The 14,972-nt window shown below is 64.8% G+C and carries 18 protein-coding genes; 11 read left to right on the forward strand and 7 right to left on the reverse strand.

The features are described from left to right. Both AC1DQP_RS00630 and AC1DQP_RS00635 read left to right on the forward strand, forming a co-directional pair. Window positions 1–785 (forward strand): autotransporter outer membrane beta-barrel domain-containing protein (locus AC1DQP_RS00630; RefSeq protein ID WP_478050942.1); only part of this gene is annotated, 785 nt, incomplete at its 5' end. 249 nt (window positions 786–1,034) lie between these two features. Further along, window positions 1,035–3,419 (forward strand): autotransporter family protein, encoded by a 2,385-nt coding sequence (locus AC1DQP_RS00635; RefSeq protein ID WP_478050943.1) that lies wholly within the window; start codon window positions 1,035–1,037, stop codon window positions 3,417–3,419. A 211-nt stretch (window positions 3,420–3,630) separates the two neighbouring features. On the opposite strand, the gene AC1DQP_RS00640 is transcribed toward AC1DQP_RS00635, so the two are convergent. Beyond that, window positions 3,631–3,993 (reverse strand): DUF805 domain-containing protein, encoded by a 363-nt coding sequence (locus tag AC1DQP_RS00640; RefSeq protein ID WP_478050951.1) that lies wholly within the window; start codon window positions 3,991–3,993, stop codon window positions 3,631–3,633. 338 nt (window positions 3,994–4,331) lie between these two features. Beyond that, entirely contained in the window at window positions 4,332–5,300 is a 969-nt protein-coding gene (locus AC1DQP_RS00645) for a phage portal protein (protein ID WP_478050952.1), read from the reverse strand. Window positions 5,301–5,525: 225 nt separating this feature from the next. Here AC1DQP_RS00645 and AC1DQP_RS00650 point away from each other — a divergent pair, with 225 nt between their 5' ends. From AC1DQP_RS00650 to AC1DQP_RS00665, 4 genes are all read left to right on the forward strand, one after another. Then, window positions 5,526–5,738 (forward strand): hypothetical protein, encoded by a 213-nt coding sequence (locus tag AC1DQP_RS00650; protein WP_457321551.1) that lies wholly within the window; start codon window positions 5,526–5,528, stop codon window positions 5,736–5,738. Continuing rightward, entirely contained in the window at window positions 5,731–5,922 is a 192-nt protein-coding gene (locus AC1DQP_RS00655; protein WP_457321553.1) for a hypothetical protein, read from the forward strand. Before AC1DQP_RS00650 ends, AC1DQP_RS00655 begins: the two co-directional genes overlap by 8 nt. Window positions 5,923–5,994: 72 nt before the next feature. Next, window positions 5,995–6,267 carry a hypothetical protein gene (locus tag AC1DQP_RS00660; protein WP_457321555.1) on the forward strand — a complete coding sequence of 91 codons (273 nt, stop codon included), beginning with the start codon at window positions 5,995–5,997 and terminating at the stop codon, window positions 6,265–6,267. After that, a complete protein-coding gene (locus AC1DQP_RS00665) occupies window positions 6,264–6,485 on the forward strand; it encodes a hypothetical protein (RefSeq protein WP_478050944.1) in 222 nt (73 codons plus the stop codon). Before AC1DQP_RS00660 ends, AC1DQP_RS00665 begins: the two co-directional genes overlap by 4 nt. Window positions 6,486–6,759: 274 nt before the next feature. On the opposite strand, the gene AC1DQP_RS00670 is transcribed toward AC1DQP_RS00665, so the two are convergent. From AC1DQP_RS00670 to AC1DQP_RS00685, 4 genes are all read right to left on the reverse strand, one after another. Next, a complete protein-coding gene (locus AC1DQP_RS00670) occupies window positions 6,760–7,329 on the reverse strand; it encodes an XVIPCD domain-containing protein (RefSeq protein ID WP_457319025.1) in 570 nt (189 codons plus the stop codon). Beyond that, the gene (locus tag AC1DQP_RS00675; protein ID WP_457319015.1) at window positions 7,230–9,146 is read right to left on the reverse strand and encodes a peptidoglycan-binding domain-containing protein; all 1,917 of its coding nucleotides are present in this window, start codon (window positions 9,144–9,146) and stop codon (window positions 7,230–7,232) included. The genes AC1DQP_RS00670 and AC1DQP_RS00675 overlap by 100 nt, the downstream gene beginning before the upstream one ends. Before the next feature lie 53 nt (window positions 9,147–9,199). After that, window positions 9,200–9,799: a lysozyme inhibitor LprI family protein gene (locus AC1DQP_RS00680; RefSeq protein WP_457319016.1), complete on the reverse strand. Its 600-nt coding sequence runs from the start codon at window positions 9,797–9,799 to the stop codon at window positions 9,200–9,202. 182 nt (window positions 9,800–9,981) lie between these two features. Continuing rightward, window positions 9,982–10,338 (reverse strand): lysozyme inhibitor LprI family protein, encoded by a 357-nt coding sequence (locus AC1DQP_RS00685; RefSeq protein WP_478050945.1) that lies wholly within the window; start codon window positions 10,336–10,338, stop codon window positions 9,982–9,984. A 584-nt stretch (window positions 10,339–10,922) separates the two neighbouring features. On the opposite strand from AC1DQP_RS00685, the gene AC1DQP_RS00690 reads away from it, so the two are divergent. The 3 genes from AC1DQP_RS00690 (at window position 10,923) to AC1DQP_RS00700 (ending at window position 12,949) form a co-directional block, all read left to right on the forward strand. Next, window positions 10,923–11,297 carry a hypothetical protein gene (locus AC1DQP_RS00690; RefSeq protein WP_457319018.1) on the forward strand — a complete coding sequence of 125 codons (375 nt, stop codon included), beginning with the start codon at window positions 10,923–10,925 and terminating at the stop codon, window positions 11,295–11,297. A gap of 78 nt (window positions 11,298–11,375) precedes the next feature. Further along, window positions 11,376–12,335 carry a cation diffusion facilitator family transporter gene (locus AC1DQP_RS00695; protein WP_457319019.1) on the forward strand — a complete coding sequence of 320 codons (960 nt, stop codon included), beginning with the start codon at window positions 11,376–11,378 and terminating at the stop codon, window positions 12,333–12,335. Window positions 12,336–12,493: 158 nt separating this feature from the next. Then, the gene (locus tag AC1DQP_RS00700) at window positions 12,494–12,949 is read left to right on the forward strand and encodes a hypothetical protein (protein WP_457319020.1); all 456 of its coding nucleotides are present in this window, start codon (window positions 12,494–12,496) and stop codon (window positions 12,947–12,949) included. Between the two features lie 72 nt (window positions 12,950–13,021). Here the strand turns inward: AC1DQP_RS00700 and AC1DQP_RS00705 are convergent, their stop codons facing one another. Next, on the reverse strand, window positions 13,022–13,849 hold the full coding sequence (locus AC1DQP_RS00705) for a cupin domain-containing protein (protein WP_457319021.1): 828 nt from the start codon (window positions 13,847–13,849) through the stop codon (window positions 13,022–13,024). A 112-nt stretch (window positions 13,850–13,961) separates the two neighbouring features. Between AC1DQP_RS00705 and AC1DQP_RS00710 the strand changes: the two genes are divergently transcribed. Continuing rightward, a complete protein-coding gene (locus tag AC1DQP_RS00710) occupies window positions 13,962–14,387 on the forward strand; it encodes an organic hydroperoxide resistance protein (RefSeq protein ID WP_306175506.1) in 426 nt (141 codons plus the stop codon). 146 nt (window positions 14,388–14,533) lie between these two features. After that, a complete protein-coding gene (locus tag AC1DQP_RS00715; protein ID WP_478050946.1) occupies window positions 14,534–14,968 on the forward strand; it encodes a lysozyme inhibitor LprI family protein in 435 nt (144 codons plus the stop codon). Window positions 14,969–14,972: the final 4 nt, after the last annotated feature.

The raw sequence follows: 14,972 nt of genomic DNA on the forward strand, positions 1-14,972 counted from the left end.
GTTTCGATGCGGTCGGCCGCCAGCTTGATGTGCACGGCAATAGCCAGTCCCTGAGCGTTGGCGCGGATGTGTGGCGCAATGACGCCGGCAGCGGCGCGGGCGTGATGCTGTCCAGCGGCAATGCCACCAGCACCTCCACCAACCCGCTGAGCGGCTACTACGCCCGTGGCAAGGTCAAGGGCGAAGCACTGGGCGTCTACGGCACCTGGCGTGCAGGCAACGGAGTGGACCCGTATGCCGGCTTCTACCTGGACGGTTCGGTCCAGCGCGCCCAGTTCCGTAATCGCGTTGAAGGCTTGGCACTTGCTACCGAGCGGTACGACAGTCGCGGCTGGCAAGGCGCCATCGAAACCGGCTACGCCTTCCGCGTGGGCGGTGCAGAAAGCGGCGGGATTTTCCTGGAACCGCAGTTGCAGGTCGGCTACAACCGCTGGGACGATCTGCGCCACACCGAGGCCAACGGCACGGTGGTGACCACGCAGGACGCCGATGGTTTGTATGGCCGCGTCGGCCTGCGTCTGTCCGGGGTGACCCGATGGGGCGACGGCGGGACCGCTGTGCAGCCCTACATCGCGGCCAACTGGCTGCACACCCGCGCCGAGTCGCAGGTGTGGATGGACGACGAGCGCGTTGATGCGCGTATCCCCCGTAGCCGTGCGGAAGTCAGCGCGGGTGCCTCGCTGAAGTTTGCCAATGGGTTTGGCGCCTGGGCGGGGTTGGCCCGGCAGCAGGCCAGTGGTTACCACCAGACGAGTGCGCTGTTGGGCATGAGCTACGGCTGGTAAGAATCTGCAACTGCTGATGCAATGCGGCGCCGCCCATAGACGGCGCCGTTGTTTTCGCCTGGTCGGAGATCGCTTTCAGTGGTATCAATCGATTGATCTCAACCGAGCACCCCGGGGCGATTGCAACTAGTTGTATGGATCATATTTTCCGTCAGGTGCAACATCTCGGCGCGCCGAGATGTTGCGACCATTTCCAGAAGACAGCTTCGGCTTTGGCCTTCGGCATCATTCCCCTGATGGAACTTCATGATGAACAGACTTTCCACGCGACAACCTGCAAAGTTCAATACGCTGTGGGCATGTGTACTTCTTAGCCTGGCTGGTCCTGGCGTGGCAGCCACGCTCGGCCCCGGACAGCGAGCCGAAGTCAACGCAGGGGACACCCCTGAGAGCTGGCTGCTGAGCGGCGCAGAGCTTGTCGTCGGCGCAGGCGCCAGTACGTTGGCCGTCAACGCAGATGCAAACTCCAGCGTCACGTTCAGCCAATCCACCGCCTTTATCCCAGCGTCGGGTTCACCCATGGGAATCCGGGTGGTTGGAGGATCGAATCTCCAGATGGCGGACGCAATGGTCCGTAGCGACTCTGGGCGTGCGCTTAGCCTCAATTATTCGGCTGGCTCTGGCGCCAACGGCGGCGGAGTAGCACGTATCCTGCGTAGCAGTCTATTTGGCACGGGTATAGGCGCCGTAGTTTCCGGTGGCACCACGCTCGAGCTGGACGCCAGCAGCGTTGATGGCAGTGCCATATCAGCCAGCGATCCGTTTGACGCTGGCACAGGTCTTTGGATTTCGGGCGGCGCAAGTGTGCTTGCACGCAATGGCAGCGTAATTATCGGCGATACATACGGCATTGCCGGCCAATTCGATGTCCGCTTCACTCCTGAAGACCCCGCTGAAGTTGTCATTGATGGATCTACTGTCGAAGGCCGAACTGGCGCAGCCATCTATATCGATGCAGATGGAAGCCTTGATCCATTCCTCGCAGCATTTACTATTCGCAATGGCGCCCATCTCCGTGGTGGCGACGGCAACATAGTGCTGATCAACGGCGATGAGGCCGTGGTGAGACTGACTGTCGATAGCAGTCAGCTGGAAGGCAACATCGACAATGCGGGAGCCAGTCTTATCGACGTCTCTCTCGTCAACGGAGCAGCGTTGACGGGTGCGACGCGCGATGTCACCTCCATGGCGTTGGAGAACGCACGCTGGCAATTGAGCGACAATAGTTCCACCGGCACGCTCTCGCTGGGGGCCGGTGCCGAGATAGCACTCGGCGACGGCAGCGCGTTCCATACCTTGAACGTCAGCGGCAACTACAGCGGCAACGGCGGCACGCTTCTGTTCAATACAGTCTTGGCTGGCGACGACGCTGTCTCGGACAAACTCGTTATCGGCGGCGACACCAGCGGCCAGACTAACGTGCGCGTCAATAACGTGGGCGGCGCCGGCGCACAGACGGTCAATGGCATCGAACTGATCACGGTGGCCGGCGCCTCCAATGGCCAGTTTGACCTGGCCGGCCGCGCGGTGGGTGGTCAGTACGACTACTTCCTCTTCAAGGATGCGGGTAACTGGTACTTGCGATCTCAACTGCCGACTGCCCCGGACCCCTGCGATGCCGACCCGACACTGCCCGGTTGCGGCGGTGGCGTTGATCCGGTCGATCCGGTCGATCCGGTCGATCCCGTGGATCCGGTCGARCCGCCGGTACCTGTGCTGCGCCCGGAAGGTGGCGCCTACCTGGCCAATCTGCAGGCAACGCAGACGTTGTTCCGCCTGGGCTATCACGACCGTCACGCCGGCCAGAACAGCGGCCGCGCCTGGGCACGGGTCGATGGGTCACGCACCGGTTTCGATGCGGTCAGCCGCCAGCTTGATGTGCACGGCAATAGCCAGTCCCTGAGCGTTGGCGCGGATGTGTGGCGCAATGACGCCGGCAGCGGCGCGGGCGTGATGCTGTCCAGCGGCAATGCCACCAGCACCTCCACCAACCCGCTGAGCGGTTACTACGCCCGTGGCAAGGTCAAGGGCGAAGCACTGGGCGTTTACGGAACGTGGCGTGCAGGCAACGGAGTGGACCCGTATGCCGGCTTCTACCTGGACGGTTCGTTGCAGCGCGCCCAGTTCCGCAATCGCGTTGAAGGCGTGGCACTTGCTACCGAGCGGTACGACAGTCGCGGCTGGCAAGGCGCCATCGAAACCGGCTACGCCTTCCGCGTGGGTGGCTCGCAGAACGGTGGGATCTTCCTGGAGCCGCAGCTGCAGGTGGGCTACAACCGGTGGGATGACCTGCGCCACACTGAGGCCAATGGCACGGTGGTGACCACGCAGGATGCCGATGGTCTGTACGGCCGAGTGGGCCTGCGCCTGTCCGGGGTGACCCGATGGGGCGGTGGTGGCACGGATGTACAGCCCTATATCGCGGCCAACTGGCTGCGCACCCGCGCCGAGTCGCAGGTGTGGATGGACGACGAGCGCGTGGACGCGCGTATTCCCCGAAGCCGTGCGGAAGTCAGCGCGGGTGCCTCGCTGAAGTTTGCCAACGGGTTCGGGGCCTGGGCCGGGTTGGCCAGGCAACAGGCCAGCGGCTATCACCAGACCAGTGCGCAGTTGGGCATGAGCTACAGCTGGTAATGCATAAAGAAAGAGCCACCCTTGAGGTGGCTCTTTGCGTTAACACTGACTASCTATCACACGACAAGAAACAGCACTTCGTCGCTTCAGTCATACCGCCTTCAACCTGACAAGTCCCTACAGTGAGGCCGCCCTTAGAGCCGCTAATTTCCGAGAATCCTTCCATATACAAGGCAGCCAAACGAAGTCAGGGACTAACAGGGCGCAGCATTCAAATCACGCCAGGCTCTGGCCCAAACCGATTTCCCCCAACCGTACCGGGGATACACATCCAAAACAGTATTACCAGTCCACCAAACGGAACGAAGTGGAGCAACAAGAGCCAAGCCCCTTGATCCAAATCATGAAGGCGACGAACATTCACTGCCAATAGGGGGATGGCGAATAGCAGGTATACCAATATCTTCAGTGCGATACAGGCCCAGACCACAGGCTCCGGCGCAAGCGCAGAACAAATTATGCTAAAGGCCTCAAGTGCCAATGCAATTAAGAGAAAAAATAGATGGAACAACCAATACTCTTTAAGCCCGGAGCGCCCCGAGAACTTCGCGTAATACTCAAACGGACGCAACATTGGGGAAATGATACTTTTGATCAACTACTCTAATCCTCATGGGTATATTCGACTTCTAAGACGCCATATGACACGCCCTGTCGTAGTCTTGGATGCATCGGGCGCATCGTCCATACAACAAGTTGCAAAGTCGATGCACCCTCTCGCGTAACAACACCAACTGATCAGCGCCAGGGCATTGCAACCAAGCATGCCAATCTTCTCGCTCCAGCCAACATGCTTGGCGGATCTCTCACAACTCCGTGCAGAGGAACCTGCTCCCGCGCCAGCAGCCTATCGCCGCTCTTCCTCTCTTCCTTGTCCGAATTGCGGACTGCCTTGACGCTAATTGGCCGCGTTCATCCCGCCGCTACCCCCAAATCGAACGGATCAAACCGGATCACGTCCTCGCCCAGCCACTCATTGATCGCGGTCATGCGCGTCTGCAGCGGGGCCAGCTCCATGGCCGCCCACACCGTCGCCGCGTCGCGGATAGAGCCAAAACCACCGCTGTTTTGCGGCACGATGCCCAGCAGTTGCGGCGGCACGCGCAGTGCCGCGAGCATGTCGTCGCGGGTAATGCTCTTGATGCCGGCGAATTCGTCCCTCGCGGCAACCTCGCTGACCGGGATCAGCTGCAGGCCATCCTTCTTCCCGTTCGGCGAATGCACGAACAGGTTGCGGAAGTTGCCGGGGCCGCGTGACTGGCGCAGTGCTTCGCGCAGATTCTGCACGTCCCCGTCCTCGGCCTGCGGATCGGTCAGGTAAAGGATGAACCCGGCGTGTGAGCCGTTGTTGTAATACTTGCGCCGGAACAGCGTGGCCGATTCGTTGAGCAACGCCGACTGTACCGCCGACATCCATTCCGGCAACCCGTAGATCTCCTGGTCAGGGTCAGCCTCGCGCAGCTGGAACACCTCGCCGTGGGTGAACTCGTGCTCGATGCCGCCAACACGGACCTGAAAGAACTCCACGGCCTCGACGCCACGGCGCATGTATTGAGCCAGCGGTACCGCCAAGGCGTGCGCGGCCCCGGACACTGCGCGCCGCCGCTCGACGTAGGCCATGCCGAAGGTGGTGTAGTCCATGGCCAGCTGCGCGAACGCTTCCCGACTGAGCAGCTTGTGGGGCCGGTAGGTTCGGACCAACATGTTGCGCTTGAACGTCAGACCGCTCTGCAGGTAGGGGTTGGCACGGGTGGTGCGGGACAAGCCGTGCAGGTCGACTGGCGGCTCGTAGTAGCGCCCGCTCTGCCAGCATTCCAGATAGTCGAGGATGCCCCGCGATTCCAGTACGGGCGTGGCGTCACCGAAGGTAAACGCCTCGATATTGGCCGGCGCTCGGCGCGCTTGAGGTCTTCCTTACCGCCGCAGCTGTCGTGCAGCTGGCTGAGCTTCTGCTGATCCTGCTGGGCCCCGCCGCCGGCGGCGCCCTGCTGCACCACCTCTGGATAACCCGGCCGGCGCGTCAGCGTCACAGCGGCCTGGCCGTTGGCCAGATCCCGCAACGGCTGCGCAGGCGCTCGCGAATGGCTGTGCGCCGGGGAGCGGCCCATGCTTGAACTGATGCTGCGCGACATGCGCCGACGTTGCCCGGATTGTGAGTCGACTGGATGCCTCGACTTCACCGACGTTCCACCATGCGTTCGCACCTACGTGAAGGATGACGCCGAGTACAACGACCACTTTGGCGCCAGCCGCGACTACGAGTGCAGGAACTGCGGTGCAGCCTTCACCCTGACCGATTGGGAGGAAGCCCGTGGCTGACCTTGATACCGCCCGCCGCTTCCTCGCGGGCGAATACGATTCCGCAGGATTGCCACACGTCGCTGCGTCGATCCTGGCCGGCGTCAGCCCGCTCGGCAAGGGTGTCTACATCGCGGCCATCGCCGCTGCACTCGCGGCCGACTGCCCTGCTTGTGCACATCCAAAGGAGGCCGCCCATGACTGAGCGCCCGATGATCGCAGTCTGGTTCTCCTGCGGCGCAGCGAGCGCCGTGGCGGCCAGGCTGAGGGAGGCAGCATGACACAGCAGCAGCAGACAGCACCTCGGGCGCTACCCCCGTGTCCGGCGGGGCATGCGGCGCGTTACATCTTGGACGGGCGGCGTTTGGAGGCGAGAGGTGGCCACTTCATCGAATGCCGATGCAGCAAGACGCTGAAATGCGCGACCTTCGATCTGGCGTGGGCACATTGGCACAAGATGCATGGCCTGCAGCCCAGGTTCGATGCATTGCCCGTCGTCGGCAGCAACGTGGTGCAGCTGGGCTTGCGTCTTGCCGGCGGTGACGCATGAGGCCGCACGGCTTCGGCACGTTCTGGCTGCTGTACGGACAGTTCGGCGCCACCATGACCCTCGAACAGCTGCGGGCGACCTACTTCCCGATGGCCAAACCCAAGACCATGGCCAACAAGCACACCGCCGGCCTGCTGCCGCCGCGCACAGGTGACGTGTACGACACGCGGGACGTGGCCAGCTGGTGGGATGGGCAGCGCAAAGCGACCGCCGCCTGACCCAATAAGAAAGGCCGCCCATGGGCGGCCCTTCTTCGATTGCAGCTGCGGTCAGCGCCATAATTGTGCCAGACGCCCCGAAACCCTTGACATATCTACCTGTCGATCCGGTCCATCATCGGGGCGACGGACAGGCGCAGGGAGGCGGCGTAACGGGCGGTGGCGGACGTCATCGGGCGGCGTATCGGGGAAAGACCGGCATTGCCAGTGAGATCAATAGTTTACACCGCCGGCCTGAACAACACGGCCGGCGGCGTGGTCGCCCGCGGCGACGCTACTGTCCGCGTGCCCGGCTCTGCGCCTGCTCCTGTTCCTGTGCCTGCTGGCCGAACTGCTTGTCCAGATCCTCCACCTGCCGCGTGCTGGCTTCCACCGGCTGCGACACGGCCTGGGTGCGATCCACGAAGGTCCGCACCGAGGCCGGGTCGCCCACCGTGCCCTGCACCGCGAACAAGCCGCTGCCATCGGGCCGAGCAACCACGTGGTCGATCTGGCGCATGCCCGTGACCTTGCTTTCGTAGGCGAGCTGGCCGGCGGCGCGTTCGGTTTCCTGCGGGTTGGCGAACAGCGGCGCCAGACCTGCAGCGACCCGCTGCTGCTCCAGCACCTGCAGCTTTTCCAGCGCCTGCCCGAAGCGCGCATGCTCGGGATGGGACGGATCGCGCAGGCTCGGCGGCGCCGGCGGCGGTGCAATCGGGTCTGCCTTGGCCGGGGTCGCAGGCGTGGTCGGCTGGGCCCCCGCCCTTACCGCCGCCGGCGCGTCCAGCTGCGCCAGTGTCTTGCGGCCGACCTTGCCGTCATCGTCCAGGCCATTGGCAGACTGGAACTGTTTGACCGCCGCCAGGTGTCCTTGCCGAAGACACCATCGGCCGCCAGCGGCTTGCCGTCTGCGCCCTGATACCCCAGCGACGACAGCTTCCCCTGCAACGCCTTGACCTCGTCGCCGCGCTCGCCCTGGATCAGCACGCCATCGGCCATCGGGGTGGTCCGCGCGGCGTGCGCGGCCTGTGCTGCCTGCGGCCCCTGTGCGTGAACGGTGCCGCCCAAGGTGATGCGGTCGTTGAGCACATCGCCCAGATAGCGGCGGAACTGGTCCGGCTCCAGCTCGATATGCGCATGCACCGCACCCGGCGTGCCGGCATCGGACTGGCGGATCAACGGCGCACCGTACTCCACGAAGTCGCCGGTCTTGTACGGCGTGGTACCGCGCGCGCCATGCAGCACCTGGCCCACCAGTTCGCGCTGCGGGTCGCCCGGGGGATGGCTCCAGATGCTGATGGAGTTCCACTTGTCCGCGTTGACCTGGACGTAGCCGGCGACCGGGTTGGGGATCATCACGCGGCGGACGCCGTCCGGGTCGGTCAGGATCAGATCCTTGTGGACCAGCGGGATGCCATTTCTATCACCACGGGTACGAACAGTTTCCAGTTCGCCTTCCACGATCTGCGACGGGCGGTCGGCCTTGCTGGCGTTGCCGGTCCGCACCGCTTCGCTGTTGGCGTTGGGGTGGTGGATCTTCATCTCGCGATATGCCGCCTCACCCGACATGCCGTGGGCAATGACCCGGTTGGCGGTGACGTTGCCGAACGGTTCCACGAGGGTGATGCGGTCGCCCCCGGGCGCGGCGGCCGTCCTGGCGCCGCCGTGCTCGGCGCCAGGACTGGGCTGTCGCTGCGGCGGGACGGCCTCACTGCGTGGCGGCGTGGCCGCCGGCTCACGCACCGCGCCGGCCAGTGCGGCAAGCGTGGCACGCCCGGCTTTTCCATCCTCCTGCAGTCCCTGCGCTTTCTGGAACTCACGCACTGCGTGCTGTGTATTGGCGCCGAAATTGCCGTCAGGGTTCAACGCCTGCCCGTCCTTGCCGGTGTAGCCGGCCTGGACCAGCTTCTGCTGCAACGCCTGGACCTCGGCGCCCCGCTCGCCCTGCACCAGCATCCCATCGGCCATCGCTGCACGGCCGCCACGCGCTGCGGACGGACGATGCGCCGGCTCGCCGAAGGCCTGCTCGTAGCTCTTGCCCTGGTAATTCTGCGGCGCGTGGTTGACATGGTCGTAGCGAGCCAGGGAGACCAGCTCGGCCTTCTCATTGAGCGCGCGGTCGCGCAACGCGTCCCATTGTTTCGGGGAACTCTCGAAATGCCTTTGCACGTTGGCGTGCTTGTAATCCTGCACGGCACGCACGATCTGCTCATCGGTCAGCGCAGCGAGGTTGAAGTCTTTTCCATGCGCTTCGGCAAGCCCCTTCCGGAAAACCGGCAGGGTGAGTCCCCGATACTGCACCGATGTACTCCACAGCGCGTCCTGCACCGCCGGACCGCGCCCGGAGAGGTCCACGCCGGCCTTCTGCAGGCGGCTCATCTGAACGTCGTAATACTTGTGCTGGATGAAGTCGTGCTGGTCCTGTGCAAAGCCCGCAGGGTCGGCCTTGGCGACCTCTTTCCAGCGCTCGGTGAAAGCCGGTGTACCCGGCTGCAGACCCGCAAATCGGTTGCCGTAGCGGGAGCTCGCCACATACTCCGCCGCGCCGCCCACGTTGGTGGCGTACTGGTAGCTGCCGTACGACACGCCACCATGATCGCCTGCCCCGGTGGACACATGACCAGGACCACGGCCGCTGGTTTCAAAATGCGCGGAGGTCTGGCCGCGGTGCCAGTGTTCCATCCTTTGCTTTGCCTCAGTCACGACATCCATTTGCGGCACTCCTTCGCTGGGGTTTACTTCGACGTGATGGACGTGAGCTCATCGGCGCGGTTGGCCATGCGGTTGAGCCGGCACGATTGCGCATCCAGCATCTGACCCTGCCCCTCTTCTTCGGGGTTCCAGGTGCAATAGCGATCGGTGTCGTCCATGTAGGCCGCCTGCGCGTCCATCAGCGCATCCTTCTCCTTGCCATCCGGACCTTCCACGATCTTGGCGAACGCGGCGCGCAGACGGCTGCGCTGATAGGCGAACTCTTCATCGCCACACGCCTGCAACGCAGGCGTAGCACCTCCGCTGGCATCCACGCAGGTGTCGTACGACGGGCGGAGATTTGCCTTCCGGTAGGAATCATCGGGGCGGCGCGGCGACACGTCGTCGTCCATGGCAGCAGCGGCCGTGCTTTCAACCTCAGGGGCCTGCTGCGGGGCGGGCCGGTGCACCTCGGCAGGTCCGGACGTGGCAGCGCCGGGCGATGCGACCGCTCCTGCCGGCGTGGCCTGACCGGAATCGGATGCGTGACACGCAACCAGCCCGATGCTCAGGACCAGGGCCGTCCAGCGACGCCCGCCGACGATGGCGCGGTGACACTCAGAACCTTTGCGCAACATCTGCATTTTGTGCTTCTCCTTTTGAGTGCCAGACGGCGCCGGCACGACTGTCTACTGTCGTGTTTCCATTCTGCGCAGCTTCCTGTTGCGACGCTGCGATCCGGGGCCAGCGGGTTGCCGATTGCCCGCCGCGACACTGCTTCGGCCCAGGACCTCACCGGCGCGTCCCGAGTCTGCGTTGCGAGGGATCACCTCAACGTGAGCGCTTCCAGTTGATCGGCGCGATTGGCGGTACGGTTGATCCGGCACGACTGTGCATCCAGCATCTGGCCTTGGCCGTCTTCGGCCGGGTTCCAGCTGCAGTGACGTTTCGTATCGAGCATGTAGGCGGCCTGGTCGTCCATCACCTCATCCTTGAACCGACCATCCGGACCGTCGGCGATCTTGCCAAATGCCTCGACCATGCGGTGCTCCTGCCAGGCAAGCTCCTCATCGCCACACGCCTGCAACGCGGGCGTCACCGCATCGCTGGCATCCACGCACGCGCTGTAGTGCGGGCGCAGGTTGGCGCGGCGGTAGGAGTCGTCGGGGACATCGGGGCCCATATCCTCTGCCTCCATGGCGAGGTCGGCGGCGGACAGTCCATGGGATGGCTGCCCTGCGGCCTGCGCCTGTTGGGCGGCGGATGTCGGCACTGCCGCGGGCACCGGCGCGGCCGCGCTGGAGGAGGCAGCGGGGCCGGTCGGCGTGCCCTCGCCGGCGTGGGGGGCCTGGCAGGCAGCGAGGGAAAAGCCCAACGCCAAGGTCATCCAACGTCCCTTCCCGGAGCCGATGAATGGGATGTCCCTACGATTGCGCTCTGCATGCATTACCAACCTCTCCTTGTTGATGGCCGCATGGCCTGCCACATCAGCGAAACGCCGGACTGGCGTCCTGCCAGCGGCGACGCAGACGCGTCGTCGGAGCGATTGTAAATCACCCACGGCGAACGGGCTGACTTGGGCGCGCGGCCGCTGGCGGGCCCGCGCGAATCAGACGTGCCTGATGGATCGAGTGGGCGCATGCGGCTCCTAATCATCGGCTCGACGGATGAAAGGGACCCTGCATGCTCAGGATGTTGGTGATGGGAGGGGATGAGCGCAGGCGACAGGGCATTGCCCGATCCATTGGACGGCGCGGTCCCATCCGCGTGGAGCTCGCCGGACGCCTGGAATGCGGCATCGGCCTGCTGGAGTGGCGACGCTACGATCTTGTGGGCGCGTTCGCCGAGCGCCAGTTGGGGGCGCGCTTTGCCGAGGCCTGTGTGTTGCAGCAGATCGCGCCGCAGCTGGTGATCTTCGGGCAGTGGCTGCAGGGCGCGCGGCTCAGCGTTGAGAGCGACATGCGACGGGCCGGGCTGCCGCCGCCGATCTTCGTGCAGGGCACGGTCAATGAAGATGATCCGTCGGCGTTCTGGAAGTCGCTGGTCGGCAGTATCCTGCGCGGCAATGGCACGGGCGAGGTGCAGACGGCGCCATGCCGCGCGCCCCGTGCAGCAGGGGCGCGCGCCGAGGCCGGCGAATGACCTGGTCGCAGTAGTCTTCACCGCCGACCAGCGCAACAGCGGACAATGGGCCATCGCAGCCCCACGCCCAGAACACCCATGACTGCCCTGCTTCGCCCCCACACCTTCGACCCCACCACCGAGCAGGGCGTGCTGCGCCTGTCCATCGCCGCCTCGCTGACGATGGCCGCCGCGGCGGTGGGGTTCGGCCTGCTGGCCAACTCCTCGCTGATCATCTTCGATGGCATCTACGGGCTGATCGATGTGGTGATGACCTGGTTGTCGCTGCTGGTGGTACGCCTGATCAGCCTCTCCACGAACGTGGATGCCTTGCAGTCGCGCTTGAACCAGCGCTTCACCATGGGCTTCTGGCACCTGGAGCCGATCGTGCTGGGCGTAAGCGGCACGCTGATGATCGGGGCGGCGCTGTATGCAGCGGTCAATGCGGTGGATGCGCTGATGTCCGGCGGGCGCGAGATCGCGCTGGGGCCGGCGATCCTCTTCGCAGTGATCTCGATCGTCGCCGAAACCGGATTGGCGCTGTTCGTGCGCCGCGCGAACCGGTCCATCGGCTCGGAGTTCATCGCACTCGATGCGAAGAACTGGGTGGTGGCCGCGAGCATGTCCGCCGCCTACCTGGTCGCCTTCGTCGGTGGCTGGCTGCTGGGCGGAACACCGTGGGCGTGGCTGGTGCCGTACATCGATCCGGCGATCCTGCTGGTGGTCTGCCTGTTCGTGATGGTGGCCCCGCTGGGCACGGTGCGCCAGGCGCTGAAGGACATCCTGCTGATCACGCCGCTGGACCTGCAGGCGCACGTGGATGCAGTGGCGCGCGCCATCGTGGCCCGGCACGGTTTCCTCGAGTACCGCAGCTACGTGGCCAAGGTCGGGCGTGGCGAGCAGATCGAGCTGTTCTTCGTCGTGCGCGCCGATGACCCGCCGCGTGCGCTGATCGAGTGGGACCGGTTGCGCGATGAAATCGGCGAGGCGCTGGGTGAGGAGTCCACCGATCGGTGGCTGACGATCATGTTCACCACGGATCGGGAGTGGGCGATCTGACGCGCAGCCACCCGATAGGATCGGCAAAGGTGAGCCGGCTGCACGATCGAGACTCGGAATTGGGCGAAACGACGTCGCTGTCGTAGCTTCTTGATGCCGCCAGTTTTGCGCGGCGAAACACATTGAATTTTCGATGTGACGAAAAAGGAGCAGGCCCAATGAGAAAACAACTGCCCTTACTGCTTGCCATGTGCCTCACCACTGCCGGGATCGCGTCACTGTCATCGGCAGCGTCTGCATCGGGAACGACCGTCATGGTGATCAGTCACATCTACCAGGCAGAACAGGTCGAGGGCGCCAGAATTCTGGACTGGATCGCGGCCCGATCCCCGGATCGTGTGCCGATAGGCCGGAATGGTGTTGTCACTGTCGAACGGATGAGTCACTTCATCGGTGCGATACGTAGCGCATCGGACACCCCCTTGCCTCCCGGCGGTCTTCCCGAAACCGGTCATCCCGGCGGGCAACACAAAGTGGAGAACACGCTGCCTGATGGCACGCGCCAGAGCTGGAGCTACCGATGGGTGGAACCATCAAGCGGCCACGGCGGTCGCTGGGACCTGACTGGCTACACGTACCGGATGGGCCACGATTTCCCAACGGACCCGCGTTAACAGGCGTCGATGCGATAGACCGGCGGAACCTCGTCGGTTTATCCGCTGCGGTACTAAGCGGCGTACAGGTCTTCAAGCGTACAGAGCCTGCTTCCACTGCCGCGGTGAATGCCCGGTCTGCGCCTTGAACGCGCGCGACAACGCCGCCTCGCTGCCGTAGCCGACGTCCACGGCGATGCGCTTGAGCGGCTGCCCCTTGCGCAAGGCCTGCTGCACCAGCCGCGTGCGCCAGCCCTGCAGATACTGGCCCGGGGTACTGCCGATGGTGTCGCGGAAGCTGTCGGCGAAGGCGCTGCGCGACATGCCGGCGCGATGGGCGAGCGATTCCAGCGTCCAGTCATCGGCCGGGGCCTCGTGCATGGCCACCAGTGCGTGGCGCAGGCGCGGATGGGCCATGCCGGCGAGCAGTCCGACACGCAGTTGGCCGCTTTCCATCAGCGCGCGCAGGATCTGGATCAGCACCACTTCGAACAGACGGTCGAGCAGGGCCTGGCGGCCACAGCGCTGGGCGAAGGCTTCTTCGAACAGCAGCGACAGTACCGGCTGCCCACCGTACAACGCGTCCAGTGGCAGGCAGATCACCGCAGGCAGCGCGGCAGCGACGGGATTGTTGCCGCCGCCTTCGAACTGCAGATGCGCGCAGGCGAAATCGGCGCCGCGCCGGGCGTCGGTGACGAAGCGGTGGGCGAGCGGGCGCGGGTACAGCAGTACGCTGGGCCGGTCGATCTGCAGCACGCTGCCGTCGGCATGCTCCAGACGCACCTGTCCGTCGCGGATGAGGTGCAGCTGGCCGCGTTCGCCGTCGGCGGCCAGGTCGTTGATGCCGCACAACGGGCCGGCGTGGAAGACCTCGGCGCTGACCGCAAAGCGGCTGAGCAGGGATTGCAGGCGATCGACCATGCTGGACTCTTGATCAAGTTTGGTAGACGAAATGTAACCCACCGTACCCAAGGATGGGTCAAAGTACCCCTGCCAACTGGCTCACCCCCCGTCCATCCCGCAGGAGATTCCCATGTCCATCGAAACCATTCTGTACACCGCCACTGCCACCGCCACCGGCGGCCGTGAAGGCCACGCCACCTCCTCCGACAACGTGCTGGACGTGCAGCTGTCCACCCCGCGCGAGCTGGGCGGCGCCGGCGGCCCGGGCACCAACCCGGAACAGCTGTTCGCCGCCGGCTATTCGGCCTGCTTCCTGGGCGCGCTGAAGTACGTGGCTGGCCAGGCCAAGGTCGCCCTGCCGGCCGAAACCACGATCACCGGCAAGGTGGGCATCGGGCAGATTCCGACCGGCTTCGGCATCCAGGCCGAGCTGCAGATCAACGTGCCGGGCCTGCCGCGCGAGCAGGTCGAAGAACTGGTGCAGAAGGCCCACATCGTGTGCCCGTACTCCAACGCGACCCGCGGCAACATCGATGTGACCYTGACCGTGCTCTGAGCGCGGCACAAGCGGTTCTGATCGGCCTGCGGCGGGCCGGGCGATGCCCGGTCCGCCGCAGTGGTTTTCGCCGTCAATCATGTGACGGCAGCCGTCAGACAGGCTTCGTATACTCGGCCACCAACGATGGAATGGTGGAGCACTACATGCTGGCCCAGTACACCCGTATTCCCCTGCGCGCCCTGCTGCTGGCAGGCCTAGTGGCCAGTGCCACCGCGACCGCTGCAACCGCGGCGGCCCCCGCCGCCTCCAAGGGCGTCAGCGCGACCTACACCAGCTGCGAACAACGCGCCCACGGTGCGATCGAACAGGCTGCGTGCATCTCCCAGGAGAAGACCCGCCAGGACCAGCGCCTGAACCGGGTCTACAAGCAGTTGCAGGCACGCCTCGATGCGCCGCGCAAAGCCAAGCTGGTCGCCGCGCAGCGCGCCTGGCTGACCTCGCGCGATCTCGATGGCCGCCTGGAAGCGGTGCTGTATGACGATTCGCAGCCCGGCAACCTCCAGGGCAGCCAGACCGACATGCTGCGCCTGAGCGCACGCGCCGACCAGTTGCAGCGGTACCTCGATCTGCTCGACTGATCGC

Source organism: Stenotrophomonas sp. P5_A8 (assembly GCF_056400545.1).

Excerpts from the sequence above, each read along its gene's own strand:
- AC1DQP_RS00665 (WP_478050944.1), top strand. The coding sequence starts at position 6,264 with ATGAGGCCGCACGGCTTCGGCACGTTCTGGCTGCTGTACGGACAGTTC.
- AC1DQP_RS00650 (WP_457321551.1), top strand. The coding sequence starts at position 5,526 with ATGCTTGAACTGATGCTGCGCGACATGCGCCGACGTTGCCCGGATTGT.
- AC1DQP_RS00695 (WP_457319019.1), top strand. The coding sequence starts at position 11,376 with ATGACTGCCCTGCTTCGCCCCCACACCTTCGACCCCACCACCGAGCAG.
- AC1DQP_RS00715 (WP_478050946.1), top strand. The coding sequence starts at position 14,534 with ATGCTGGCCCAGTACACCCGTATTCCCCTGCGCGCCCTGCTGCTGGCA.
- AC1DQP_RS00685 (WP_478050945.1), bottom strand. The coding sequence starts at position 10,338 with ATGGGCCCCGATGTCCCCGACGACTCCTACCGCCGCGCCAACCTGCGC.
- AC1DQP_RS00700 (WP_457319020.1), top strand. The coding sequence starts at position 12,494 with ATGAGAAAACAACTGCCCTTACTGCTTGCCATGTGCCTCACCACTGCC.
- AC1DQP_RS00640 (WP_478050951.1), bottom strand. The coding sequence starts at position 3,993 with ATGTTGCGTCCGTTTGAGTATTACGCGAAGTTCTCGGGGCGCTCCGGG.
- AC1DQP_RS00680 (WP_457319016.1), bottom strand. The coding sequence starts at position 9,799 with ATGCAGATGTTGCGCAAAGGTTCTGAGTGTCACCGCGCCATCGTCGGC.
- AC1DQP_RS00675 (WP_457319015.1), bottom strand. The coding sequence starts at position 9,146 with ATGGAACACTGGCACCGCGGCCAGACCTCCGCGCATTTTGAAACCAGC.
- AC1DQP_RS00660 (WP_457321555.1), top strand. The coding sequence starts at position 5,995 with ATGACACAGCAGCAGCAGACAGCACCTCGGGCGCTACCCCCGTGTCCG.
- AC1DQP_RS00705 (WP_457319021.1), bottom strand. The coding sequence starts at position 13,849 with ATGGTCGATCGCCTGCAATCCCTGCTCAGCCGCTTTGCGGTCAGCGCC.